This is a genomic window from Virgibacillus sp. W0430 (assembly GCF_051846935.1).
GTDB lineage: Bacteria > Bacillota > Bacilli > Bacillales > Amphibacillaceae > JBPYCR01.
The window spans coordinates 99,340-126,169 of record NZ_JBPYCS010000004.1; the positions used below are offsets into that span (position 1 = coordinate 99,340).

28 protein-coding genes are annotated in these 26,830 nt (G+C 35.7%); 7 read left to right on the forward strand and 21 right to left on the reverse strand.

Annotated features, from left to right (window positions below; genetic code table 11):
- Positions 1-65 precede the first annotated feature (65 nt).
- From ACLIBH_RS03585 to ACLIBH_RS03605, 5 genes are all read right to left on the reverse strand, one after another.
- Complete coding sequence (locus ACLIBH_RS03585; protein WP_439315320.1) at positions 66-341, reverse strand: YlbG family protein; 276 nt, start codon at positions 339-341, stop codon at positions 66-68.
- Positions 342-407: 66 nt separating this feature from the next.
- Positions 408-857 carry a YlbF family regulator gene (locus tag ACLIBH_RS03590; RefSeq protein WP_439315321.1) on the reverse strand — a complete coding sequence of 150 codons (450 nt, stop codon included), beginning with the start codon at positions 855-857 and terminating at the stop codon, positions 408-410.
- Between the two features lie 269 nt (positions 858-1,126).
- Complete coding sequence (locus ACLIBH_RS03595) at positions 1,127-1,360, reverse strand: YlbE-like family protein (RefSeq protein ID WP_439315322.1); 234 nt, start codon at positions 1,358-1,360, stop codon at positions 1,127-1,129.
- A 105-nt stretch (positions 1,361-1,465) separates the two neighbouring features.
- Complete coding sequence (locus ACLIBH_RS03600) at positions 1,466-1,852, reverse strand: YlbD family protein (protein ID WP_439315323.1); 387 nt, start codon at positions 1,850-1,852, stop codon at positions 1,466-1,468.
- Between the two features lie 255 nt (positions 1,853-2,107).
- Positions 2,108-3,175 (reverse strand): CAP domain-containing protein, encoded by a 1,068-nt coding sequence (locus ACLIBH_RS03605; protein WP_439315324.1) that lies wholly within the window; start codon positions 3,173-3,175, stop codon positions 2,108-2,110.
- A gap of 186 nt (positions 3,176-3,361) precedes the next feature.
- Between ACLIBH_RS03605 and ACLIBH_RS03610 the strand changes: the two genes are divergently transcribed.
- Entirely contained in the window at positions 3,362-3,727 is a 366-nt protein-coding gene (locus tag ACLIBH_RS03610) for a YugN family protein (protein WP_439315325.1), read from the forward strand.
- A 157-nt stretch (positions 3,728-3,884) separates the two neighbouring features.
- On the forward strand, positions 3,885-4,943 hold the full coding sequence (gene ytvI, locus ACLIBH_RS03615) for a sporulation integral membrane protein YtvI (RefSeq protein ID WP_439315326.1): 1,059 nt from the start codon (positions 3,885-3,887) through the stop codon (positions 4,941-4,943).
- A gap of 157 nt (positions 4,944-5,100) precedes the next feature.
- Here the strand turns inward: ytvI and ACLIBH_RS03620 are convergent, their stop codons facing one another.
- The 7 genes from ACLIBH_RS03620 to cyoE form a co-directional block, all read right to left on the reverse strand.
- On the reverse strand, positions 5,101-5,556 hold the full coding sequence (locus ACLIBH_RS03620; RefSeq protein ID WP_439315327.1) for a DUF420 domain-containing protein: 456 nt from the start codon (positions 5,554-5,556) through the stop codon (positions 5,101-5,103).
- A gap of 38 nt (positions 5,557-5,594) precedes the next feature.
- Complete coding sequence (gene ctaG, locus ACLIBH_RS03625; protein ID WP_439315328.1) at positions 5,595-6,497, reverse strand: cytochrome c oxidase assembly factor CtaG; 903 nt, start codon at positions 6,495-6,497, stop codon at positions 5,595-5,597.
- Positions 6,498-6,966: 469 nt separating this feature from the next.
- A complete protein-coding gene (gene ctaF, locus ACLIBH_RS03630) occupies positions 6,967-7,290 on the reverse strand; it encodes a cytochrome c oxidase subunit IVB (RefSeq protein ID WP_439315329.1) in 324 nt (107 codons plus the stop codon).
- Between the two features lie 3 nt (positions 7,291-7,293).
- Positions 7,294-7,914 (reverse strand): cytochrome (ubi)quinol oxidase subunit III, encoded by a 621-nt coding sequence (locus ACLIBH_RS03635; RefSeq protein WP_439315330.1) that lies wholly within the window; start codon positions 7,912-7,914, stop codon positions 7,294-7,296.
- A gap of 1 nt (position 7,915) precedes the next feature.
- On the reverse strand, positions 7,916-9,781 hold the full coding sequence (gene ctaD / locus ACLIBH_RS03640) for a cytochrome c oxidase subunit I (RefSeq protein ID WP_439315331.1): 1,866 nt from the start codon (positions 9,779-9,781) through the stop codon (positions 7,916-7,918).
- A 44-nt stretch (positions 9,782-9,825) separates the two neighbouring features.
- A complete protein-coding gene (coxB, locus tag ACLIBH_RS03645) occupies positions 9,826-10,893 on the reverse strand; it encodes a cytochrome c oxidase subunit II (RefSeq protein ID WP_439315332.1) in 1,068 nt (355 codons plus the stop codon).
- A gap of 60 nt (positions 10,894-10,953) precedes the next feature.
- Positions 10,954-11,883 carry a heme o synthase gene (gene cyoE / locus ACLIBH_RS03650; protein WP_439315390.1) on the reverse strand — a complete coding sequence of 310 codons (930 nt, stop codon included), beginning with the start codon at positions 11,881-11,883 and terminating at the stop codon, positions 10,954-10,956.
- 556 nt (positions 11,884-12,439) lie between these two features.
- Between cyoE and ACLIBH_RS03655 the strand changes: the two genes are divergently transcribed.
- Positions 12,440-13,360, forward strand: coding sequence for a COX15/CtaA family protein (locus ACLIBH_RS03655; protein WP_439315333.1), 921 nt, complete (start codon positions 12,440-12,442; stop codon positions 13,358-13,360).
- 437 nt (positions 13,361-13,797) lie between these two features.
- Here ACLIBH_RS03655 and ACLIBH_RS03660 read toward each other — a convergent pair whose 3' ends face one another.
- The 6 genes from ACLIBH_RS03660 to ACLIBH_RS03685 all read right to left on the reverse strand — a co-directional run bounded on the left by ACLIBH_RS03660 (position 13,798) and on the right by ACLIBH_RS03685 (position 21,394).
- Positions 13,798-14,337 carry a hypothetical protein gene (locus tag ACLIBH_RS03660; protein ID WP_439315334.1) on the reverse strand — a complete coding sequence of 180 codons (540 nt, stop codon included), beginning with the start codon at positions 14,335-14,337 and terminating at the stop codon, positions 13,798-13,800.
- A 43-nt stretch (positions 14,338-14,380) separates the two neighbouring features.
- The gene (locus ACLIBH_RS03665; RefSeq protein ID WP_439315335.1) at positions 14,381-14,875 is read right to left on the reverse strand and encodes a DUF1648 domain-containing protein; all 495 of its coding nucleotides are present in this window, start codon (positions 14,873-14,875) and stop codon (positions 14,381-14,383) included.
- A gap of 606 nt (positions 14,876-15,481) precedes the next feature.
- A complete protein-coding gene (locus tag ACLIBH_RS03670; protein ID WP_439315336.1) occupies positions 15,482-16,177 on the reverse strand; it encodes an RluA family pseudouridine synthase in 696 nt (231 codons plus the stop codon).
- 71 nt (positions 16,178-16,248) lie between these two features.
- The gene (gene pyc, locus ACLIBH_RS03675) at positions 16,249-19,695 is read right to left on the reverse strand and encodes a pyruvate carboxylase (protein ID WP_439315337.1); all 3,447 of its coding nucleotides are present in this window, start codon (positions 19,693-19,695) and stop codon (positions 16,249-16,251) included.
- Positions 19,689-20,870, reverse strand: coding sequence for an FtsW/RodA/SpoVE family cell cycle protein (locus ACLIBH_RS03680; RefSeq protein WP_439315338.1), 1,182 nt, complete (start codon positions 20,868-20,870; stop codon positions 19,689-19,691). Before ACLIBH_RS03680 ends, pyc begins: the two co-directional genes overlap by 7 nt.
- Before the next feature lie 254 nt (positions 20,871-21,124).
- A complete protein-coding gene (locus ACLIBH_RS03685; protein WP_439315391.1) occupies positions 21,125-21,394 on the reverse strand; it encodes a DUF1507 family protein in 270 nt (89 codons plus the stop codon).
- A 722-nt stretch (positions 21,395-22,116) separates the two neighbouring features.
- Between ACLIBH_RS03685 and ACLIBH_RS03690 the strand changes: the two genes are divergently transcribed.
- Together ACLIBH_RS03690 and ACLIBH_RS03695 are read left to right on the forward strand one after the other, a co-directional pair.
- Positions 22,117-22,605, forward strand: coding sequence for a hypothetical protein (locus ACLIBH_RS03690; protein WP_439315339.1), 489 nt, complete (start codon positions 22,117-22,119; stop codon positions 22,603-22,605).
- Positions 22,606-22,860: 255 nt separating this feature from the next.
- The gene (locus ACLIBH_RS03695) at positions 22,861-23,451 is read left to right on the forward strand and encodes a YhcN/YlaJ family sporulation lipoprotein (RefSeq protein ID WP_439315340.1); all 591 of its coding nucleotides are present in this window, start codon (positions 22,861-22,863) and stop codon (positions 23,449-23,451) included.
- Between the two features lie 176 nt (positions 23,452-23,627).
- Here the strand turns inward: ACLIBH_RS03695 and arcC are convergent, their stop codons facing one another.
- Positions 23,628-24,578, reverse strand: coding sequence for a carbamate kinase (gene arcC, locus ACLIBH_RS03700; protein WP_439315341.1), 951 nt, complete (start codon positions 24,576-24,578; stop codon positions 23,628-23,630).
- Positions 24,579-25,571: 993 nt separating this feature from the next.
- Positions 25,572-25,820: a hypothetical protein gene (locus tag ACLIBH_RS03705; protein ID WP_439315342.1), complete on the reverse strand. Its 249-nt coding sequence runs from the start codon at positions 25,818-25,820 to the stop codon at positions 25,572-25,574.
- Positions 25,821-25,920: 100 nt separating this feature from the next.
- On the opposite strand from ACLIBH_RS03705, the gene ACLIBH_RS03710 reads away from it, so the two are divergent.
- Entirely contained in the window at positions 25,921-26,157 is a 237-nt protein-coding gene (locus ACLIBH_RS03710) for a YlaI family protein (protein WP_439315343.1), read from the forward strand.
- Positions 26,158-26,213: 56 nt separating this feature from the next.
- Here the strand turns inward: ACLIBH_RS03710 and ACLIBH_RS03715 are convergent, their stop codons facing one another.
- Positions 26,214-26,519 (reverse strand): YlaH-like family protein, encoded by a 306-nt coding sequence (locus ACLIBH_RS03715; RefSeq protein WP_439315344.1) that lies wholly within the window; start codon positions 26,517-26,519, stop codon positions 26,214-26,216.
- Positions 26,520-26,652: 133 nt separating this feature from the next.
- Between ACLIBH_RS03715 and ACLIBH_RS03720 the strand changes: the two genes are divergently transcribed.
- Complete coding sequence (locus ACLIBH_RS03720) at positions 26,653-26,820, forward strand: DUF5325 family protein (protein WP_439315345.1); 168 nt, start codon at positions 26,653-26,655, stop codon at positions 26,818-26,820.
- The last annotated feature ends 10 nt before the right edge of the window (positions 26,821-26,830 follow it).

Sequence of the window (26,830 nt, forward strand, 5' to 3'; positions counted from 1 at the left end):
TCACTCCCTATTTTATCCGGTTAAAATCAAAAAACCACGCACGATAACCTGTATCGCGCATGGCTTTAAATACCCATTTTATAATCATATTGCTTCGCTTTGTCTGGCTTCGCATTTTCATAGTTCGTTTCTACAAAAGGTTTATATGAACGCTCCACCTTAGATACAAAAGCGAGCTTTAATAAGCTATTTTCGATCTCGTCCCGTTCATCTTGATTCACATAAAGTAAAGCATATTTCATTTTTTTTGATACGTATATGAGATGCCCATACCGTCTAATTTGTTTGACGTTTTTCCGATGCTGAAACCATACAAAAATACCTTGCCGATTCACTCTCATTCCATATCCTCACTAACCATCTAATTTTCATTAGTATATCAAAATTGATACTGCAGAGCAACTGTATTAGGAAGCTTGGCAACCACAGCTCCCCCCACTTCCACAGCCCCCACTGGAACAACCGCTATCTGTCAGCAAAGCACCTTCTTTTGGCACCATTATTTGTTCACTTGTACTCTTTGCTATTAGCTCACTAATTTCATCGAGCAAATTTTGTAAGTTACGTTCCGCAATTTTATATTTTGCGACAGTAGGATGCATATCCATTTTCCGCTTTACAGCACGAACATTTTTCATAATTTCATTGTAATCCGGATGATACCTTCCGAATCGTTGTACATCTTCATAATGAGACTTTATATTTGTAAAAGCAGCGATCAGCTTCTGTGCTTCGCTATCTTCATGTAAGTTATTGCGAGCGTCCCTGTAAGCTTGCATTACATCGGATTGTAAGATCATTTTACTTAAGTGCTCCGAATGATCTAAAACATCTACATACTCCATAGTAGCTATCATTCCACTACACCTCCGACACTATCATACCATGTTCTTAACTAGATGGAAATCATCGAATCTAATCTAAGGTACGTATTTGGATCTCATCGTTTTAATTGTTCCTTCCTACCTAGCTTAAGGATATACATTACGTTTTAAGTGACCGCTAAAAGCATCCAAACCGAGTGGAATTCTATATTCATTTACAAGTCACTTCAATTAAAATGATTCTTTTAATATGATGTTTAATTCATACAATAGTTACTTCCATGAATAGTATACGTATACAGCTAATCTTTCATTGCTTCCGTGAGTGAAAGCACCATGTGAGCCATCTTCATATGTTCATTCATTTGCTCTAGCTTTTGGGGGAATGTTTTTCCATAAAATTTCTTTGCTTCTTTTTCTATTTCTGATAGGCAGTCCGGATTTCGCGTAATCGATCGATACCAAACTGGATTATACCGTATGAATCGTAACAGATGTGGCTGCTCTTTCAAATATTTATAGCACGTATGATCCATCTCCTCCCCTCCTTGTACTTTGTTTAGTCTTTCATTACAATCTATTTATTCATAGTTATTTATCTAAGCGGAAGTTTCTAAAAGTGTCGAAATCAGACTACTTTTTTAATCCATAAACCAGTTAAATGGTTCATTTTCTTTCGTGGAAGTTTGCTGCTTTGTTTCCTGGAAATGACCAATTACTTCTTGAACAGTGTCAATTGTTTTGTTTAATTGTAAAACTTGTTCTTGTACTTTGTTTAAATCGACGTTTTCGGTATATTTTAGAAATTGATTAAACAACTCCATTTGCTTCGATTTCGTTTTATTAGGAGCGGCTGTGTCGATATCACCAAATTCCTCCCAAAAAGGGTCGTCTTCTCCAAGCAATGCCCACTTTTCATAATACTCTTGCCAGCTTCGCCCATTTTTTCGTACTTCCTCAATTAGCTTTGGACGTTCATTAATAAATTCTTTAAATGCCTGAACAGTAGGATGTAAGTTATTCTCCACTGTAATCACTCCGTCTTTACTTTATATAAATAGCCTATTTTATTTTATGTTCTTATTGAAGATAATGTGCTTTTAATTAATCTTCATATCGGATTACTTTAGATGTGGAGTTGGAAAAACTTCCTAGGTTACTTAAGGCATTACCAAAAGAAAACAAAGTATATGACAACAGCGGTAAACGCAATATAAAAAATAGTCGCAGCTTCCAATCAATTTAAAAGCTGCAATTAATAATGGTAAAGTAACAATCTTATTTTACGGTTTTGCTAAAAAATTTTGTGTATAATATTGTCGGTATACGCCTATACCTAAATGGGTATAATTTTCTTTTAACAGCGCCTCCCGATGTCCCTTGCTGTTTAACCAGCCTTCCATTGCCGCAGGTGCGTCAGAATACTGTGCAGCGATATTTTCCCCTGCCTCAATATAAAAAACCTCCTCTGCCGCCAACCGTTCTTTTAAACCATTTCCATTTTGACTGTAATGAGAAAAGTAATTATTGTCCGCCATATCCTTACTATGTTTAAAAGCAACTGCACTCGCCTGTTCATCAATACGTAAAGGGGATTGCTCATGGCGGTGTCTAAATACATTTGTTAAATCGAAAATTTGTTGCTCCATCCCCTTTTCTATTTCCTCCCACTCTTCACGTGAGAAATTAGCTACTTCATCTAACATTCCTCGATACTCTATCTCATAAAATCGATGCATTAACAATGTATCCGCGTCAAGAATACGTAACGAGGACAATTCATTCGTAAACGTATCAAAATAACATTGTACGTATAAATCATCTTCAAGCTGTATTAACGGCTGCTTACGTAGGTCCTCCGCACTTAAACGAAACGTATAAAAGGAAATGTCTTTTCGATAAGATATCTCCTTTGAAAAAGCGAAAACGCTTTCAACATCTTCATATGATTGACCTATTTCAAGCGGAGAAGCGGATAAGTCATCACCAGTCCCATAAATCGTTACAATTTCTCCATTTTTTATACCGAATTGAATATATTCGTCCTCTTGATTCGTATAAACCCACCACGTATAGCCATATGCACTTTTATCTTTTCGATCTGGCTCGTCCAATACTTCTTTTAGTTCATCCGAAGGCATTCCGATCCAATTGTAAAGATCACCGGTCATTAACTCCTTTGTCCGCTTACGTTCAGGCACTTGTTTTGTTTTTACTTTTTGTTTTATTTGATCAAATTGCAAATGCTCTGCCGACTTTTTTAATTGATCGGCTACGTTGAGATTGGAATACAAATAATACCCTCCACCAACTAGAAATGCTATTAAGACGAAAAGTTTAATTGTTCGCATATAATTGCTCCTTTATTTCTACATATATATTTTCATTATATGTACTAGCAAAACGTTCCATACTTAAATTTTACGAACTTATGAAGATTCCTCTATAGCAAGCCTGTTTTTACTCTTATCAATTGCAACTTTAGCTAATTTCTAATATGATAGCTTTAATGAGAATAATTAGTTGAGGTGGATAATATGAGATTGGAAAACACTGGATTAGAAGATACTGTAATAGATATCGTACCACTAAACCATATTATGGGGAAACATGCGTTTATACTTGGTGAATCTTGGGATTACGAGCGTGTAACGTATGATTATAGAGTTAGTTCGCAAGAAAAGAATGTTACATATTATATTCGGATTCAAGGGGAAGCAATTGAAGGTGATGTAGATAAGAAGGATGCTGTTATTAAGCTTAAAGCACCTTTTTTAGGCAAACATTATTATCCGCACGGAGTAGAGTATGGCGAAGATGAAAACTTTCCAGAAAATCTAGTAGAACGTGCCAACAACCTAATTCAAAAGGTAAAAGAAGAAATAGACAATTATAAGAAGTAATTTGTCCTTTTTAATTTGCAGTGCATATTGAACCAATAGCTCTATTCCTATATAGAGTTATTGGTTTTTCTATACTGTTCTATCTGTTCAAAACAACAAATACATGCTATATTTTTTATAGACCATAATTGTAGTACGAAGGGAGACAACTTTTACTTTGATTCGGAAACTGACGAAACGCCATTGGACCTTTATTTTTATATTTATACTACTCATTTTATTTTTTTATTTTATTTTACCTGTCTCCATTCCTTTAATTACGGCATTTATAACCGCAATTATCCTAAGCCCTTTAGTACGGCTTATTCAGAGAAGAACGAAATTAAATAGAAAAGTATCTGTTATTATTGTTTTTTTACTATTCAGTATAATGATTGGCTTTACAGGGTCCGTCATTGTTACGAAAGCAATTGCTCAGGTCGTAAACTTTGTCGAGGATGTACCTACACATGTAAATGAATTAAATATTATATATACTAAATGGGAGAACGATTTTCAGCAATATACACAATCAATGCCACCAGATTTTTTTCGAGAAGTATCCAATAGCTTGGAGGAAAATATAAACGACTTGGCCGCGACAATTAAAAATGTAATCACACTTGATAATATCGCGCAAATATTTGCTAAAATACCCCAATATTTAATTAGCTTTCTCGTTTATTTAATTGCTTTGTTTTTATTTATGCTTGAACTTCCGATTTTAAAATCAAAAGTATACCATCTTTTTACTGAAGAAACTGCGAAAAAGGTATCTTTTATGAATGCACGCCTCTCAAATGTTCTTCTCGGCTTTTTAAAGGCCCAATTTTTATTAAGTATTATCATTTTTATCGTTTCATTAATTGGTCTATTGTTTATAGCGCCTGAAGTTGCTGTTATTATGGCATTATTAATCTGGTTAATTGATTTGATTCCAATTATTGGTTCAATTATTATCTTAGCTCCATGGGCCAGCTTTATGTTTTTATCTGGAAATTCAACGATGGCAATTAAGCTCTCCATTCTGGCAATCGTTTTGCTAGCAATTCGTCGTATTATTGAACCAAAATTAATGGGGCAACATATTGGGCTTTCCCCTTTAGCAACATTAATCGCTATGTTCCTCGGTCTGAAATTAATTGGTATTACTGGATTTGTTTTAGGTCCGCTACTAGTAATTGCCTTCAGTTCAGCAAAAGAAGCAGGTATCATTAAATGGAATGTTAAAATTTAATTGCCCAGACGAGTAATAAAGGTCAATCTGATCATCTATTAGGTAGATGACAAGATTGACCTTTATTTATTGTAGAGCCTGTTTTCATAGCTATGAGCAATTCCTATTAATGCTATTTTCATTTAAAGTGTTTTTATTAATCTTGAATCTGTGCTAGTTAATAGCCTAGTATTGCGCGGATAAGACTTGTTGTTTCTCCCCCACTGAATATAACATATAGAAATAAGTAAACAAGTACACCTGTAACTGCACTCCCAAACCAAATAATACTCGTAACTGGTCCAATATTTTCATGCTTTGGAATATTTCGCTTCCATGCTAGACGTAATGTAATAATACCGAAAACTAAGCTAACAGTAGCTAGAACGATGTGAAATAAAAGGAAAATAGTATAATATATTTTAATACTTTCAGGACCACCAAAGCTTGTACTTCCAATAAAAATTGTTTTCGATAAATAAGTAACAAAAAACAAAAGTGCACTAACTGCAGCTAACGTCATCGCCTTTTTATGAGCTGCTTTTTTACCTTTTATAATGAAACGCCAGCCAAGAGCAACATATATAGCGCTTATTAAAATAAAAATCGTACTTATCGTTGGTAATAAAGGCATTTTCTCGTATCCCTTCAAAAGCTTATATGGTAATTAAATTAATGGTGCTGTAATTGCGTTGGAATTGGATCAATCTCCATATTTTTCTTAGAAAACCAACGGAAAAATATTCGGCCAAGTAATATCCCATAAACAATTTCTTGTATAAATTTCATAATAATACCACCCAGTTGTTGATCCTCCAGCATAGTTAATGGAGAAAACATTTCTGGACCGGATAGCGCAAATTGTAAACCATCTAATACATCCCCTGGTACACATAGACTCAATGCTTGTAGCCACGCACCCTCAGAGCTATAAGCGGAATATACTGGATTGCTTGCAAAAATAAGAAGCGCACAAGCAATAGTAATAATGGCTGCACTTCCGACTAGAAAAGCCATTTTAAGAAGTGGTTTTAACGTATCTAACTTGCTGATCGGACTTAACACTGGCCACCACATAATAAACGCAGCGATAATGAGTATGATCGAAATCGAACTATGTGCAATTTGTGATGATTTGGCAAAATCAAATATAACCGGAATGTGGTAAATAGAAAACAATGCATTGAAAACTAATAATGCAATAAGCGGCTTTGTAACAATCTTAAAAAATGGATTTATTGCCTTAGCATATACGACCTTTTCCCAAATCCAGACAGGTATACCTTTATATATAAAAATTGGAAAAATAAAATAAAAAACAGCCATTTGAATCATATGTGCAGTAAGCATAATATGGGATAACAAATCGATTGGTGATCCCTTTACTGCATACAATAGGAATAAGCCAAAATAGAAATTTACATGTTGCTTCCCTGTTGGAGGCTCTCCACCACCAAACTTTTTACGAAAAGGCCCGGTAATTAAAAAGTAAGCAACAGCGAGCGCTGTAATAAACAAGATAAAATAAGGACTCCATAATGCTCGAAATCCAAAGATTTGTAGTTCAAGCCACATGACACTTCACTCCATTATATACAATGTACCTATATTATAACGTATTTTTTAACTGATACACATTGTTTCTGTGACAATACAACAACATTTAACATTAGGTTAATGTGACATTGCTCATGATACAATTCTAATCTAAAACGAAAGATTGTACAATATATGATATTGGTGAGATTGGGTCAAGTATTTGTGGGTGTTATTTTAAGAAGTTAAAAAACCTCTCTTTGTATTCGTTAATTTTAGTATTGATTCCTACCGACCGCAGTAGATATACACTACGCTTTCTGTGCCCGCGGAAAGCCTGTCGGCTGTAGTGCAAGTCAGCGAAATCAGAACACAAGCTTTCATGTTTCGTTCTACCGCATTAGTAAGTATTCCTCGACTTAAAATACTCACCAACGTCATTTGCAAAGAACCAAACGAAATAAAAAGAAGACCGGGAGACGTTTCCCCGATCTTCCTTCAGTTCTGATTACCACCACGTAATAGCGATCAAACCAGCAAGTGTTAAAAATGCTGCCCAGACACCGCCATAAATTAAAGTGGCAGGCATTTCATGTCCTTTATCTTTCATATGCATGAAATAATAAAACTGAAATGCTACTTGAATAAGCGCCATAATCAATAGTATTGGAACAATAAACATTTTTTGTACATTACCTGACGCAACAGCTCCAAAAGCTATTACAGTAAATACGATCATTAATACAAACGATATTACATGTCGCTTCATTTCTTCTTTGTTTTTTTGCTTTCGAAACAGTTCAGCTTGATTGGTATTGGTGTTTTCGGACATTATTTAACCCACCTTTCCCATTAAATATACAACAGTAAATACAAATACCCAAATGACATCAATAAAGTGCCAGTACAGACTAAATGTATTAAACTTTGGAGCGTTGTATAAATTCAAGCCTCGTTTAGCATTACGCACCATTAACGCGATTAACCAACAAATTCCAAAAGTTACGTGTCCTCCGTGAAATCCGACTAAGGCATAGAATGCTGAGCCAAAGGCAGATGAACGAAAAGTAAAGCCATACTCAGAAATATAATGTGCAAACTCATATACTTCTCCAACTAGAAAGCCTATTCCAAGCAATGCAGTAATTCCAAGCCAAAGCTGCATTTGCTTAAAATTGTTATTTCTCATATGGTACATCGCATACACACTTGTTAATGAACTCGTTAATAATAAAATCGTCATAACAAAAACGAGTTCTAGACCAAATAACTCTTGAGAAGTAGGGCCACCAGCAGTGGAGTTTTTAAGCGCTAAATACGTACCAAACAAGCAAGCGAATAAAACCGTTTCACCGCCAAGGAAAAACCAAAGCCCCATAAATTTATTTTTACCTTCTAATGTTGCCTTTTCTGGTTCATGAGGCATCACTTTAGGGTTTAAGGTATGCTCACTCATCTCAGTCTGCCTCCCGTTCATCAATTGCTTTTTGAAGTTCCTCTTTAGGGATGTAATAACCATGATCATCCTTGACTGATCTTACTACCATACACCCAATAGCAAAAGCCATACCGCCATATAGGGCAACATACCATAATGCATGATCAACCTGATAAATAAACCCAAAACCAGCAACAAAGAACCCAAGTCCCATTAAAAATGGTAATATTGATCCGTTTGGCATATGGACGTCATCTAATGGCTCGCCAGGTAATATCTTTCCTTTACCTTCCATTTTTTCAATCCATAGTGGATCTAATCCACGAACTAACGGAAGCTGTTCAAAGTTGTAATATGGTGGTGGAGACGGAACTGTCCACTCTAATGTTCTACCATCCCATGGATCTGCTGGTGCTTGAGCTCCTTTATACGCTGTATGAATAATGTTATAAAGAAACACAATAACACCGGCGGACATGAAAAATGCACCTATCGTACTAATTAAGTTTCCTAAATCTAATCCTTGATCTTCTAGGAACACCCAATAACGTCGTGGCATACCCATTAACCCAAGGAAATGCTGAATGAAGAAGGTTAAATGGAAACCAATAAAGAATAACCAAAATGTGATTTTACCCATTGTTTCATCCAATATTTTACCAAACATTTTTGGCCACCAGTAATGAAGACCAGTAAAAATACCAAAAATCGTTCCACCAACAATTACATAGTGGAAATGCGCAACTACAAAGTAAGTGTCATGGTACTGATAATCTGCTACAGAGGAACCGAGCATAACACCTGTCATTCCACCAATAGTAAATGTTGGAATAAATCCAAGTGCCCATAGCATTGCGGAGTTTATTGAAACTTGACCGCCCCACATTGTAGCAAGCCAGTTAAAGATTTTAATTCCGGTAGGAACGGCAATCGCCATCGTACCTACAGCAAAGATCGAGTTCGCTACTGGACCAAGACCAACTGTAAACATATGGTGTGCCCAAACCATGAATCCTAGAAATGCAATCAACATTGTTGCAAATACCATTGCAGTATAACCGAATAGTCTTTTCTTTGAGAATGTTGAAAACACATCACTGAACAGACCAAATAATGGCAATATCAAAATGTAAACTTCCGGATGTCCAAAAATCCAGAATAAATGCTGATAAATAATTGTGTTACCACCTAAGGATACATCGAAAAATGCAGTACCAAACATACGATCAAACATTAATAAGAATAGGTTTATCGTAAGTGCTGGGAATGCAAAAAGAATTAAAACACTTGTAATAAATGTTGCCCATGTAAACAAAGGCATACGCATATAGGTCATGCCAGGGGCACGCATCGTAACAATTGTTGCGATAAAGTTAATTCCCCCCATTAAAGTACCAGCACCAGCAATTTGCAATCCCATTACATAGAAATCAATACCATGTCCAGGAGAATTCATTGCTAACGATGCATAAGAAGTCCATCCTGCATCTGGAGCACCGCCTAATAAAAAGCTCAAGTTTAATAGAAGTCCTCCAAACAAGAATAGCCATAAGCCAAGTGCGTTTAAGAATGGGAATGCGACGTCTCGTGCACCTATTTGCAGCGGCATGACGGCGTTCATCAATCCGACCAGTATCGGCATCCCTGCTAAAAATATCATGGTAGTACCATGCATCGTAATCATTTCATTATAAAATCCAGCACTAACAAAGTCATTTTCTGGCACCATTAGCTGAATTCGAATAACAACTGCTTCAAGTCCACCGAGAATAAAAAAGAACCCACCGCCCAGTAAATACAAAGTACCAATTTTCTTATGATCTACTGTCGTTAAATAATCCCATAACACGGCACCGAAGCTTCTTTTACCAGCTGCTACGTTCACGTAATATACCTCCTCAATTAATAATCAAACTACTTTAAAACCCACTAATTGCCAGCCGTTTCCGGAGTTACTTCGGAAGGCTTAAGCTGTAATAGATATTCTGCAATTTTATCTGCTTCTTCTTCTGAAAGCTCTGGATACATCCCTGTCATTTTGTTCCCTGGTTTAATTACCTCTGGATCAAGTAACCAGTCAACAAGATTATCTTTTGTCGGAAGTAAAATTCCAGCAAAGCGCGAGCGATCCCCAAAGCTTGTCAAGTTAGGTCCCATTGGAACAGAACCAGCTGCATAATTTTGCATGTCAGTAGCATGACAATTAATACAACTATTCGCTTCAAACAATTCCTTACCTTCTTGAGCAACTGCGTCTAATTCCACTTCTTCAGAATTATGACCTTTCAAGTCGCTCACCCACTGATCATATTCTTCCTGACTCACTGCTACAACTTTAAAGTCCATCAATGAGTGGGAAGGTCCACATAACTCAGCACATTTACCGTAGTATACGCCTTCTTCATGTGCCTGAATAAACATTGTATTTACGTTCTCAGGGTTTACGTCTAACTTACCAGATAAACTTGGTACCCAGAACGAATGCAGTACATCTGAAGCTAATAGATGAACATACACCTTTTCACCTACTGGAATATACATATCTTGACTTGTAGCAATTTCTTCATTCTCATAATCGAAATGCCACCAATACTGAGCTCCAGTAACATTAATATTAATATGATCTGCTGCATCCGAATCGTCAGCTAAATGGAATGTAGCGAATACAGTTGGAACCGCCATTATAATTACAAGAATTATAGGAATTACCGTCCATACTGTTTCAAGTGTTTTATTTCCTTCAACTTGTTTCGGTATAAAGTCTTTGTCACCTTTTTTCTTTCGGAAGCGCAGTAAAACAATGACATAAACAACCATAACTGCGATAAATACGAATGTCATAACAACAGTTGTTAAAATAATGAGATACATTGATTGATCAGCACCATACCCTTTCGGTACGAGCGCTGTTAAGTTCTCTTTACCACAACCTGATAAAATGAATGCTAATGAGCCTAGTAAAAATAGTGCTCGAATTTTTCCCATCCAACCTTTCATGTATGCATACCTCTCTTTCTCATTGTTTCTCCTTATATTTTTTGGTTAGTTAAGGGTGATTTAACTAAAAGGGGACTCCATCGTAACTAAAATCATTAATAAGAACATGATGACTAAGTAGTTCAATGAATAGATAAATATCATGTGCGCCCATTTCAGGTTGTTTTTCATAAAAAACCCACTAAAGCCCATGATCAACCAGCCAACATTCAAAATAGTAGCTACGACTAAAAATGTTGTACCAAGTTCTCCCAAAAAAAATGGTAATGGAAGAAGGCAAGCAATATAAACAACGATTTGACGCATTGTAAATTCAAATCCATGTACAACGGGAAGCATCGGGATACCTGCTGCTTCATATTCACGGCTGTTTTTCATTGCCAAAGCGAGAAAATGGGGTGTTTGCCAAATAAACATAATGAGAAACAATATAATAGGAACGATGTGAAGTAAATCAGGACTAACTGCTGCCCAACCGATTACTGGAGGAACTGCACCAGAAATACAACCAATCTCTGTGTTCAACGTATATTTTCGCTTAGACCACATCGTATACAAAACAACATACGTAAACCAGCCGACAAAAGCAACAATAGCAGCTGTAGCTGTCGTAAACAACAACATAGTTAAACCGAATAGTGTTGTCACTATTCCGATTAATAGTACAGTCTGTAAAGACATTTTTCCTGTTACGGTCGGTCTATCCTTCGTTCTCTTCATCATCGGATCAATATCAACATCATACCAGTTATTTAAAACACTTGCACCAATTAATACTAGAGAGCTCCCACCAAATGTTAAGAGAAACAAATCGAAATTTGGTAGAAATGGTGTATTCGTAAAATAAAGTGCCAACCAAAAGCCGGTAAAGACTGTAATTAAATTTGAATTGACAATACCTATTTTAAATAGTGCTTTAATATCTTTTATAGTCGCTCTTTGTTCTTTAGGTACAGAGGTTTTATTCATTGAAATCGATGTCGTATCCATGTTGCTCACTCATTTATCCCCCCTTCGAATCCCTAAATAAAAAGAATATAAAAAGATTATATACCCTTATCATGGTACGTAAAAATCTAATTATACCCTACCGTATTGGATTTCCCATTTCAAAACGTATCATGGAATTGTATTTAATTGTTCGTACTACAACTATGTACAGCCTTACCTTATGGCAGAAGCTGATAATGTACAATTGTAGTTTTTTCACAAAAAAATAATTCGTATGATATTAAATAAAAGCTTATTCAGTTGTGAAAATGTAACTTAGCAGTTTCCCCTATAACTATTTCTAGCAAATATCATGATGGATTGCAAGGATTTTTCATTCTGTCTCAATTAATTTGAAGATATTTGAAATCTATGTAACAAATTTGTGACAATTGTTTGTTTAAAACTTGTTTTATCCGTTTTTCAAGTGAAAAAAATACATATTTACTTTATGATAAATAGTAGAAAGCATCGTCATAGGAATATAAACTTTACGATACGGCGGATAGCTTATAATACACTTAAAGTATCTACTACTATAAAGCGAGGCTATACAATGATTAAAACATTAAAATGGTTATCGGTAGTGTCATCGATAGGCATGCTATTTATTTTACTAGGTGGAGCACTCGTTACGAAAACGGAATCCGGAGCTGGCTGCGGAGATAGCTGGCCGTTATGTAATGGGGAGCTCATTCCTTCTAATATAACTCCTGAACTCGTGATCGAATACAGCCACCGCCTTGTCTCTAGTACAATGGGGATTACAATATTGGCATTAGCTGTTTTAGCTTGGAAATTTATTGGTCATATTCGCGAAGTAAAATTTTTATCTTTTTTAGCCGTCTTTTTTTTAATCTTACAAGGATTAATTGGTGCGGCAGCAGTTGTTTGGGGGCAATCCGATTTCGTATTAGCTGCTCACTTCGGGATTTCATTAATCTCTTTCGCAGCAGTTTTTCTATTAACATTGCTCATATTTGAAATAGATCAGAAATTGGATGCAAAGTTACTTAAAATTAAGAAAAAGCATCGAGTCGAAATTTATTTGTTAACGATATATACCATAATAGTCGTATATACTGGTGCTCTTGTACGCCATGCGAACGCCAATCTCGTCTGTGGCGATTGGCCATTTTGTAAAAATACGTCCCCTATTAATTTTGCTAGCTACTCAATGGAGCAATGGATACAGATGGGACATCGCTTTGCTGCTGGTATTTTATTTGTTTGGACGTTCACTTTTTTTATAAAGGTTATGAAGCTGTATAAACATAGCCGGATTATGCGGTGGGGATGGACAATTACGTTTGCTCTTATTGTAATGCAAGTCATTTTTGGAGCGCTCATTATTTTCACCTTGCTCAATCTTGGTATTGCTTTACTACATGCTTTAGTCATCACTTGCTTTTTCGGTATGCTTAGTTATTTTATTTTGCTTTCATCAAGAAGCGCAAAATATGAAAAAGAACAGTAAACGACAGATTGCATTGAAGATAACCTTTAAAAGACTTAGAGAAACAGGGTATTCGGAATATATTGCAGAAGGGAAAATTCCCTAAAATTATCGCTCATGGAATATACACGCTTTCCGCGGGCGAATGGTGAGCCTCCTCTTTCTTCCGGCTGGAGTGTCGCATCTTCCATTCGCTCGTGTTGGAGAGCCTTCCTAATTTTCCACACCAAAAATCCGAGCGTAATTACTAAGATTTTTTTACAATCCGGTCTACAAGCATACATGTAATAGTATTATTGCTTTTCAAAAAAGATAAATTCAAATCTAGCGAAAACAAGTCTAATTTGGCGCATCAAAATATCGAATTATTAGTTCGTATCCAATCACCACTCTTTGCGCTTAATTCGTATAATTAAGTCGTACTCCTTACGCAACAACTGGTACTCACTTTACCGTAGTTATTTAATTAAAACTTCAATTTCAGCTTCATTTTCTTTCACCAATTCTTCTAGTAGTTCATCAAATTCAACCATCCATTTAGCATTACTAAAATTTCCTTCCCCCAACTTTTCTTCGAGATACGTTTTTAAATACGCATTTTGTTCATTAATTTTCCTCGCATATTCTCGTTGGAATTGTTCTGGCTTGATTCCTAGCTTTTTAGCTTGTGATTCTGCGTACGTACGAATTTGTTTTTCATCTGCATCTGTTGTGTTTTTAGGTGGCAATTCCTCGAATGATGCACTAGTATCATTTTCTTTATCAGATATATCCAGTTTCATTTCCTCTACCTCATGCTTCACCAACTCTATCTGTATTACCCCGTCGAGATAATCTAAGGCCGTATCATCGGGATATAAAAACCGTAAATCACCGACTGTAATTTTATGTCCCTTTACAATGGCTATTACTTCACTATCCTCATATTTTGAAATACTGTTACACGCAGCTAGGAAAACAAGGAGTATCAAAACAGAAAACCGAAATACTTTTGACATTAACACACCCCAAATCCATATAATCTAATTCAGCAGAATTTCACTATTTAATCTTTTTTTGACGTACGATCATAAACAAAATTGGAATAAATGAACTCATAATTGCAATCGATAAAAATAACTTCCCAAAGCCGTTTCCCCAACCCAACGCTATGGAAACCGATTCGAATAAAATTAAAGTAAATATAACTAAACAGATATTTTTAACTTGATTTACCATTTTACGGCTATTCAAATAAAATGCTTTTGCATTTAATTTATTAAATCTTTTTGGATAATTGTGAGTTTCAGGGAACTTTTCGAGAGTTTGCATTAAAGCTAGTATGAAAGTTCCGATCCCTGGTAAAATCAATAATTCCAATCTTGATCCCCAACGATCAACTTCGCCCAGTGCATTGAAGTGTACTGGAACTGTTTCTGGTAGCCTGGTCCAAATAATAGCTAAAAATAGTATTGAGCCTATGTAAAGTGAATAGCCAATACTATCACAAAACCATTCCCCTCTTGTTTTAGGAATTTTTATCTTAGGTCGTTCCAATACTATCACCTTCTCTTTTGATAAGTGCTTATTATAAAGAACGATACATATTACAAATCATTAACCATATACCAAAGATCATCATTAAGCTTAATTGTATCATCATTATTTTTGCCATTTTCAATCCACTGCTTATTGATTGAATTATGTAGGGTTATTTCATGGTATACGATGATCCACTTGTCGTATACCTCCTCAAATAAACACTCTCTATTTTGAAAACATCACTTATCACTTTTTTTCCATTTCTAATTAGTCAAATTCCGAAATAAAGAATACTGTTAGGTTTTCCACTTTCAATGTAGGTTCATTTGCAATTAGGAACAAGTCGTTCGATGTTATAAAATTAGTTCACCATAACTATTTTGAGTATTTTGATAAATCCTCTATATATTATAAAATATTACGCACTACACATTCCGTACAAGAATATCTTACTACGTGAACAACTTAGTACGTACATTAATTTAAAATTCAGTATTAATTCATACTACTCTATAAAATAATCGCATAGTGTGTTGAGGAAGCACACTGTGCGATTATTTTAAATAGCACCTTATTTCCGCCACGTATTAAACCTGCTAGTACAATACAAAGTAATTTTTATCATGTATGAAATACTGATCTCTCCATAAAATTCCAAGGGAATTCATAAGGAGGGTTTGATCGTACTGTTACCCTTTCATCTCTCGTAGGATGATCAAATGACAATGTTACTGCATTAAGTGCTAGTTTTTGTCCATTCTGCTTAAGTACGTCATTCGTACTGTATTTATAATCTCCGACAATCGGACATCCTATCGCGGCTAATTGTACACGTATTTGGTGGGGACGTCCCGTTTGCAATTGAATTCGAACAAAACTGTAATCTTTTGTCTTACCGATTACTTCATAATTCAAAACTGCTTTCTTTGCTTTGTTTGTGGATGGCGGAACGACCTTCACTACATTTCTGCGATGATCTTTTAATAAATAATGATTTAAAGTAGCCCTTTGTTGGGGCGGGTGGCCTTTAACAACTGCCACATATGTCCTGTGTATCGTTTGCCTACGCATCATATCGGATAAACGAGAAGCGGCTTTTGACGTTTTAGCAAAAGCAATTACGCCACCTACCGGACGATCAAGCCGATGAACGAGACCAAGATAAACATTACCAGGTTTTTTATAACGAATTTTTAAATCGTTTTTCAGTATCGTTAATAAATCATCATCGCCACTGCGATCCGCTTGTACAGGCACGTTAATTGGCTTATCAACAATTAACAAGTGATTGTCCTCATATAAAATAGGAATGTGCACCGTATATCTCCTTCCTTACAAACTTATAGGTAGGAATTGATATGTTGTCAATTCCTACCTATAATTATTTACTATTCGAACTCAATAAGTAAGTCATTTACACCAATTGCTGATCCTTCTTTTACATAAATTTGCTTAATCGTACCGTTAAAAGGAGCTTGAACGGTTGTTTCCATTTTCATTGCTTCCGTAATGAGCAAATAATCTCCTTTAGCTACTTTTTCGCCTTCATTAGCGATTACTTTAATTACAGTTCCCGGCATCGTTGCACCAATATGTTTTACATTAGCTTTATCGGCTTTTGGTATTGTGACCACCTGTGATTCAATAGACTGATCTTTAATAATTATTTCGCGAGACTGACCATTTAGTTCAAAATAAATTACACGTGTACCATCAGACCTTGCTTGAGAGATTGATACGAGCTTAATAAATAAAGTTTTACCTTGTTCAATTTCTACTTCAATTTGTTCTCCCAATCTCATACCGTGGAAAAAGGTTGGTGTGTCTAATACGGACACATCCGCGTACGATTCACGGAAAGTTTGATAGTCTTTAAATACTTCCGGATATAATGCATAAGCAATCGTTTCTAGATTACTCGCTTCATGGTCAAGTATTTGAGACAGATCTTTCTTTAGATCATTAAAGTCGATAGGTTCCAATAATTCTCCAGGGCGAACCGTAATCGCTTCTTTTCCTTTAAGAATGATTTCTTGTAATTTTTCAGGAAAGCCTTGATACGGTTGTCCAATATGTCCTTGAAAGAATTCAATAACCGAAGCAGGAAAATCAATTGAATCCCCACGCGCATAAATATCTTCTTCTGTCAAATTGTTTTGTACCATAAATAAGGCCATATCGCCAACAATTTTTGAAGAAGGAGTAACTTTAACAATATCACCAAACATATCGTTAACCGTACGGAACATTGTTTTTACTTCATTCCAACGATCCCCAAGCCCCACTGCTTTTGCTTGTTGCTGTAAGTTACTATATTGACCACCTGGCATTTGATGATGATACACTTCTGTATGCGGTGCCTTCATCCCACTCTCAAACGCATCGTAATACGCACGAACTACTTCCCAATATTGTGAAATTTGCTCGTATGCTTGTACATTTATTCGTGGTTGGCGATTATTTCCTTCAAGTGCATAAGCTAACGATTGGGCGCTTGGTTGTGAAGTAGAACCAGCCATTGGGCCACATGCTACATCGACTACATCTACTCCTGCCTCAATTGCACGTGCATACATATGGATTCCGTTTCCACTCGTATCATGCGTATGTAAGTGAATCGGAATATCTATTTCTTCTTTTAATGTTGAAACAAGCTGATAAGCTGCTTCCGGCTTTAATAAACCTGCCATATCTTTAATTCCTAATATATGCGCACCAGACTGCTCTAATTCTTTAGCTAGGTTAGCATAATACGTAAGGTTATATTTCATTTCTGTTTTATCCAGGACGTCACCCGTATAACAAATCGATGCCTCAGCTATTTTATTGCTATCTCTTACAGCTTGAATAGCAGGTACCATACCATCTAACCAGTTTAAGCTGTCAAAAATCCGAAAAACATCAATTCCCTCTGCAGCACTTTGTTTTACAAATTCATGAATTAAATTATCCGGATAGTTCTTATATCCAACTGCATTGCTTGCCCGTAATAACATTTGAAACAAAATATTCGGCATCTTTTTGCGCAGCTTTGCTAAACGAACCCATGGATCCTCTCTTAAAAAGCGATATGCGACATCAAAGGTTGCTCCTCCCCACATTTCCATAGAGAATAATTCCGGAAGCATACGTGCAGTAGGTTCTGCTATTTGCAGTAGGTCTTTTGTCCGTATACGTGTCGCTAGTAGAGATTGGTGAGCATCACGAAAAGTTGTGTCTGTTAAGAGCACTTCTTTTTGATCCTTTAACCAATTTGATAGACCATCTGGTCCCTCTCTATCAAGAATTTGCTTCGTCCCTGACTGTATCGATTCTTCCGTAATAATAGATGGAATCGGTGAAGTCGAAAATGCAGGCTTTTTCTTTTTTGCTACTCCAGGATACCCATTAACTGTTGTCTCACCAATATAAGTTAACAGCTTGGTTCCGCGATCTCTATGTTTCGGAAATTTAAATAGCTCCGGAGTCTCATCAATAAAGCTCGTATTATACGTACCTGTTAGAAATTTTTCATGCTGTATTACATTTTTTAAAAAAGGAATATTCGTTTTTATACCTCGAATACGAAACTCCTTCAAATTACGTACCATTTTTTGTGCAGCTTGCTCAAAAGTTAACGCCCATGTGGATACTTTAACGAGCAAGGAGTCGTAGTATGGTGAAATTTCTGAACCTTGAAAGCCATTTCCAGCATCAAGTCTTACTCCAAAACCGCCTCCTGACCGATAAACCATAATTCGACCTGTATCCGGCATAAAATCGTTCAACGGATCTTCTGTTGTAACCCGCGACTGAATTGCAAATCCACTTACAGCAATATCCTTTTGTTCAGGAACACCAATTGATTTACCGTGTAAATGTTTACCTTCTGCTATCTTTATTTGCGTTTGTACAATATCTACGCCAGTTATCATTTCAGTAATTGTATGCTCAACTTGAACGCGGGGATTTACTTCTATAAAATAAAATTCATCCTCGGTCACTAAAAATTCAACCGTACCTGCATTTACATAATTTATATTTTTCATTAATTGAATTGCAGCATCACAAATTTCATCTCTTAGCTCATTAGACAATGATAAGCTCGGTGCGACTTCAACAACCTTTTGGTGCCTTCGTTGTACGGAGCAGTCTCGTTCATAAAGATGGACAAGATTCCCATGCGTATCACCGATAATTTGTACTTCAATGTGCTTAGGATTTTCAATAAATTTCTCAACATAAACTTCATCATTTCCGAAAGCAGATTTTGCTTCAGACTTTGCACGATCATATGCCTCGGACAGTTCGTCATCACTTTTGACTATACGCATACCTCGGCCCCCGCCACCAAGAGATGCTTTAATTATGATTGGATAGCCAAATTTATTACCAAAATCACGAATTTCATCTAATGTGGATACAGGTCCATCTGAACCTGGTATAATTGGAAGTCCTGCGTTGATTGCTTGTGTTCGAGCTTTTACTTTGTCACCAAACATACTTAAGTGTTCACTCGTTGGTCCTATAAAAATGATTCCTTCTTCTTCACATCGTTTTGCAAACGCTATATTTTCAGACAAAAATCCATAGCCAGGATGAATTGCATCTACGTTTACATGTTTTGCAAGCTGTATAATTCCCTCTATATCCAAATAAGCGTCTATTGGATTTTTATTTTCACCAATCAAGTAAGATTCATCGGCTTTATAACGATGAAGCGCACCTGAATCTTCTTTAGAATAAATAGCTACTGTACGCATATTTAATTCCGTACAGGCTCTGAAAATTCGGATGGCGATTTCTCCTCGATTTGCTACTAATACTTTTTCGATTTTTTTAGTATCTTTTACCATGTGCTTCCTCTCCTATTCATAAATACGTTCCTTTCCCTCATTTGTTCTGGTTGAACAGAAATGGGTTCTCTCTCTTTCTTTTTTACTTGCTTAGCTATATTATTTAAAATGCCCATTGAGAGCATTAAAACAATCAAAGATGACCCACCGTAGCTAACAAATGGTAATGGCACACCAGTAATTGGCAATATGCCACTAATTGATCCAAGATTTATAAATGCTTGAATACCAACCATTGAGCTAATTCCAATTGCAAGGAGAGCACCAAAGCTGTCCTCGCATTTGCGAGCAATAAAAATTCCTCGTAGTACTATTGTAATAAGAAGTCCGATAACAATAACTACTCCAACAAACCCCAATTCTTCCGCGATAATTGCCATTATAAAATCCGTGTGTGCGCCCCATAAATAGCCTAGCTTTTGCACGCTTTGTCCTAATCCTTCTCCTGTAAGACCGCCTACGCCAATGGCTAAATAAGATTGAATCAAATGGTACCCATCGGAATCCGGTGTTTCAAACGGTTTGTATGCCCCTGTAAACCGAGCAATTCTAACATCGGTAACCATATTCGGAATCGTAAATGCGAGTAAGATAACCCCAATAGCAATTAATAAAAACAAATGCTTATACTTTATTCCTGAACTGAATATAACCGAGCTCGCAATTAAAAATATAATTGCTGCTGTTCCAATATCTGGTTGTGCTACAATGAGAGCAAGAATAATGACCATAATAATAAGTGGCGGTAAAACACCTCGATAAAACTCATTTATGTATGCTTGCTTCTTAGAGTATACAGACGCAAGATAAATAATTAATCCGAGCTTAACAAATTCTGCCGGCTGCAAACTAAAAAATGGAGTAACAAACCACGATTTCGAATTGTTAATGTTCTCACCAAATAAAAGAACGCCTACAAGCAGACCAAGACATATAAATATAATTTGTTGAATGACGAATTGATATTTTTGGTACGGAACGATACTGAAAAAAATAAAACAAAAAAGCCCTACAAAAAACCATTGCAATTGCTTAACTAAAAAATGTGTGCCTTCTAATCCGTCAACTACTGCGGAGACCATGCTCGCACTATAAATCATTACAATTCCAAAGGCAGCTAGGATCAAAGGTGTAATAAGTAACGTAAAATCGTAATGCTTTAAAAACCGTATCATCGTCTTCCCCTCAGCATCTATTAAAATTTATTACAACTAGGTAATGGTATGGATCGTTTAATTCTTTTTGACACACTATTTCGAATAATTGGTATAGCAGTATGTCTTATTTATATTTTTCAAGGAGTATAGTAGGCTAATTTACAGGAAATTAAAATAAAAAACCTTGCCATTTCGCATGCCGGCAAAGTTTTAGCGCGTGTTCGCATGAATTAAGCACTCTCTCACACGCAATGCTGAAGCTCTGAAACGTATTATAAAGACTTCTGTGCTGCTTCATGCAATATATTCAGCTTACGCTCAAGATTCTCAAGTAGCTTTTTACCTTCCGCTTCACTAACTAAATCTAATCGAACAGCAAAGTCAATCTCCCTTGAAAGACCAAACATTTGTGTGTCCAGTACTTCTTCATATAGTGGGCATTGTGGCATCATTAAGTTTTCCATCTGTACTTCAATCAGCCGCAATATTTTATCAGCATCAGCCTTAAGAAGGGCATAGGCTTTTTCTCGATGGGTTGTCATCACCTCTGATATCAACTATATCCCCCTCCCTCAAAACCTATCTCATCGCCTAAAGGCGTAGTGTCTATTCAGCATTTTACTTACTTCTTTTATATTATCGTTATACAGTTCAAATTGCAAATAATATTTATTTCCTGATTGATTCTTGTAATTTTCAATGGATCTTGTTATCTTTTAAAACACCCTTTTTGTATCGTTTTTTCAATTTCTTTTTACTATTGGTTTGGGTACCGCCCTTGATATATACTCGCTTTCTATGGGCAATGCCGCAACTAATTTAAAAGATTTTTTCCTTTTTCTATGTACCTGTCTGAATGGAGTTTCGATTATTAAATTTTTCAACTGGATTTTCGTTTATTACATTAGCTAATATGGGGAATATAGATGAAAGAAAGGAAGAGCGTTTAGGTGCTTAATCTCTCAAATACCTTACGATGCGAAGGCTGTTGAAGATTATTATAAATACGTGAAAAACTCAAAGTAAAAGGAGTCAGTATTTCTAGCTTCCGCCCATTGGAAAGTAATAACGAAGCAATGCTTGAGAAAAGAAAAAGGTGGCGTAAAGTACAACTCCTACTGAACAAACTACAGCACAATAAATAGTTCATATGCTCTCCTTCAGACGCTTTACACTTATTTATTTTTTGTTATTTGGTTTTAATCGTGAAAAAACAATCAATCTTTGATATTCTTAATAAAGACAATTTAAGAAGGGTGATAAAATGATAATACCGATAAAAGGAAAGGTTTCCTACTCAATAACTCTTGATCCTTCCGTATGGATTTTTGACGATCGAAAAATCGTTTTTGAAGATGCTTTTACAGAAAATGCTCAAGGAACGAATGATGAGGATACGTTAGAAAAGGCTGCACAAAGATGGAATCAAGAGGTATATCAACAAAAAGTAAAACCACCTGTAAATAAAAGCATCACTAAATTTGAACGTGAAAAAATTCTAGTAAATACATATGTTATGCCAATTAATGATTTTGTTGAGCATACCGAAATACAATCAGATGCCACAGAAGCTATACTACACCATGCAGGAGGCGAAACGGTTGTTACGCTCGAAGCATTACAGACAGGTTATTTATTATTTGCAATTAACGGAAAGCCTGTAAAAGACAACGGTCCTGTGCATTTTTACTATAAAGATGGTTCTAATAAAGATTGTCCTATTAAGGGTATTCATACAATTACAATTGCGTAGCTATATATCATACTACCAAACCATTATACACTTTCTTGAAATAAAGACCGTTCCTCAGCCGAGGAGCGATTTTTTTTTGCGGAAAACCTAATTATTACTCAACTCCTCTCTGTGTAAAGAAACATTCGCACATTAAGCAAATAAGGTATAATCACAAAATGTCTAATCTCTTTTTGTATAATTTGACACATTTAACTCAAAATAAACAGAAGTGAAAAAATGGTATCTTTTACGGATGTTTAGGAGGAAAATTAAATGTATCGATATAACACGCTTATTTTAATTATTATTTTTATTCTGTTTACTGGATGTCAGCAAAAACAGGAGGACAACACGTTACAACAACCAAATACAGATGACCGATTTATTGAAGTGAAAAATTCCCACCCCGATGAAAAGAAAGATTTTAATAATGAACAAATTGCTGTTCACCTAGCACGAGTTGCTAGTAATGTTCCCCATGTACAAGATGCAGCTGCAGTGGTAGCAGGTCCATATGCTGTTGTCGGTATCGATGTCGCAGAAGATATTGATCGTCAGCGTGTTGGTACGATTAAATATACAGTTACAGAAGCACTTCAAGAGGATCCATACGGTAAAACCGCCGTTGTTATAGCGGATGGCGATATAATGGCGAGAATTCGAGGAATGGGCGATAAAATTCAACAAGGCTATCCAGTACAGGGAGTTGTTGATGAATTAGCAGCTATTATTGCACGATATATGCCTGATTTGCCTATAAATGAAGATTTGCCTGAAGAACCGGATCAAAACAAAGAAAATATTTCTGACAAAGAGGAAGAAAAACTTCAAGATATTCAGAAAGAACAATCGGGAGAACATTAATTCTCCCAATTGTTCATTAGCTTACAACTGTAATACCAACTAAAAACCACTTGTGTACGAGCGTATACACATGTTTTTTTACAGCGCAGTAGCATTAGTGTATGCTCTCTTCAGTATAAAGAGCGAAATACATCATGTACATTATTTACAGTAGATTTTTTATGCTGCTGGAAGTTTTATTTAACAATATGTGTTCCTGTTTGCATGTGCATTGCTTCTTTTAAGCTTTCTGGATTCGTTATAATTACATTTGAACCATTATGCTCTAAAAATTGTAAGCTCGCTTTTATTTTCGGCAGCATACTTCCATCAGGAAATTGCCCATCCTCCATATGCTTTTTTGCTTCCTGTACAGTAATTAACTTCAATGCCTCTTGATTCTCTTTACCAAAATTAATATATACTTGTGGGACGCCTGTTGTAATAATTAATATTTCTGCACCAATTTGTTCTGCTAACAAGCTTGTTGCAAAATCCTTGTCAATTACAGCATCCACGCCGGAGTATGTATTGCTATTTGTTTTCACTACCGGAATCCCTCCACCACCAGCAGCAATAACTACATATCCTGATTTTATTAGAGTTTTAATTGCATCCTTTTCAACGATATTTACAGGCATTGGCGAAGGGACAACCCGGCGGTAACCACGGCCCGAGTCTTCAATAACTGTCCAATCCGGATGTTTTTTTAATAATTCATTCGTCTGCTGCTCGGTATAAAAAGAACCGATCGGCTTACTCGGTTGTTTAAATTTCGGATCATCTGGGTTAACTTCAACTTGCGTAATAATACTCGCAACCTGTTTGTTTATTCCTCTTTTCACAAATTCATTTCCAAGGGCTTGCTGAATTTGATAACCAATACCGCCTTGTGTATCAGCCACACAGTTTACAAGAGGTACATTTGCCATACCTTTCACTTCATTGGCAATTTCAGATCGTCGCAATCCAAAGCCTACTTGTGGACCATTTCCATGTGTAACGACTACTTCATACCCTTCTTCTACCATATCGGCAATTTGCGTAACCGTCTCACATACCTTCTCATATTGGTCTTGTACGGATTGATGATTATTATCCTTTACTAGTGCATTGCCGCCGATTGCAACGATAACTAACTTCCTCATAGTGTACCTCCCTTAATATAGTGCTTCACATATTTCAAGGTTTTCTACAAATATGCTTTGCTCTAATAACTACCATCCATTTATTGATCATCTTATATTTTAAAACAAATTGATAATACAATAAAGGCTTTTTTGTATATTTTTTTATAAAAATTAATATTTATGTATAAATATTCAACTTTCCCCTCCTCGTATAGTATATTTAGGCATTAATCTTAGCCTATTTATTCTGATTCATTTTCGTGTTATACAGACTTTATAACTCCGTTATCTTTCACTGCAGGAAGACGCGTTTCACCGGCATGGCCTCATCCGCTTCCCTCGCTACACTTCACCAGGATCTTCGAATCATGCTATTTAAGAATGAAATAATCATATGCGAATCATTTGTTAATCTACAACGTCCTATTGATAAATATATGTACTAGTATAGTCATAAGAGGAAAAATAAAATTGACTAATATGAGTCCGGTTAAATACCAGATACAAACCAGTCAATTAGCTGTTTAAAATCTAGTCTAACTTTATGTGTTTAGTACTAAAGCATTAAAGGCCTCTTGTTTTTGTTAGTGGAAAGACTTTGCAGAAAAAAACAACAGTCCTTGAGCGGTCTCTGCTACGCAATATGGGGTCTTATTCGCGTTCACATTCCCACTGGTTGCATAGCAACAGCAGAAAATCCACTTTATAATTCTATTCTTTTATGATGTTTTAAAAAGGGCAATTATGAAATCGACTCAAATAAATAACTTATTAAAAAAAGCTAGTGCAAAACGAACACGGCTCTCTCTAAAATGTCCTTTAAATTATTTAGAGGGGAATAAAGTCATTTTTCGCGCGATATGCGCGATATATATATGCCAATGTGTGTCAATAAAAGACCTCACAATATTCCGAACAAAAAATGACCTAGTTCCAGCGTGTGTATTATGCACCAGCAATAAATCGTATGTTTTTTATTTATAGATATACGTCATTCCATTTTAAATTGTATCAGTGAATACTATCTAAATTCTCTTCCTCAGTTTTAGCTTCATTATAATATTGTACGCCATATTGAGAGCCCTCAGATACCATTTTAGCATTTTCTAATTGATCTAAGCTGTTGTGCTCCATTTGATCAGGCACACCTGCCTGCTCTAATGTTGATTTTTCACTTTTTTTCTGTTTATTTTTAAGCCATAATCCAGCAGCAACGCTTGCCCCGGCAGCTCCAATTGATGCAATATATCGCTTTTTCATTTTTTCTAAGTCATCCTTTCCTCTTTTTACTTTATATTACCCATACGAACGAAATTGAAACGTACAATTTTGCTTCTTTTAAAATTTAAGTTATGGTAGTATGAAACAGACAGATTTTGTTGAGGTGAAACAGATGCAAGTGAAGTGTGTACTTTGTGACCAAATAGAAGATATTGATGATGATGCATTGCAAGCAAAGCGATTACGAAACCGCAAGCTGAATATGTATTTATGTACGCCATGTAATGAACGAATTGCTAAAAATACAAAGAAGCGGCACAAATCAGGTAATTTTCACCTATTTAAGGAAAAAAAAGATACGAATGATTATCTTTAATTTTTTAACACGCCATAAGAAAGCAGCTCTCTAATCATCAGACAGAGAGCTGCTTTCTATTTTGTTTTACTTTTGCGTTGCCTATACAATCGAAAGCGATAAACACCCAATACGAGTGAAATTACAATTAACGTTTCTGTTATTGGATATTGAAGCAAGCTAAAAATAGTTATTATGTAGTTTCCAACAGCAAGCATTACATAAACAACTAGCGTTTTAATTAAAGGTAACTTCCGCGCGAACCCAAGCTCATAAGCAATTATTGCAAGTATTAAATTTATAATATAAAAAATCCAAAAAATATTATTTGTTCCATAGTTCGTAACGATATATTCAAATATAATGTTAAAGTTTGTGTCCATAGCTTCCTCCATCTTTGTTCATTTACCCACCCTCTATCATACTAAATCTTTTTAATACATGCTAGTTATTGTATTTTGTATATACGAACTAAATGATATATACTATGGAGTGGAATAAATTTGAGGTGATTTCATGGGTAAAATAAATGTCCCTATGCTGTTATTAGCTATTCTAGTTATACTTATGTTTGTAATCGCAGGCTTTTCTATTGCGCTTCGTAATGGTTGGCTTGTTGCTTTGTTTTTATTACTCGGATTTGTACTAATGGGATATGGGCTAGTCTTAAAACGAAGAAAGTGACATTACGGTC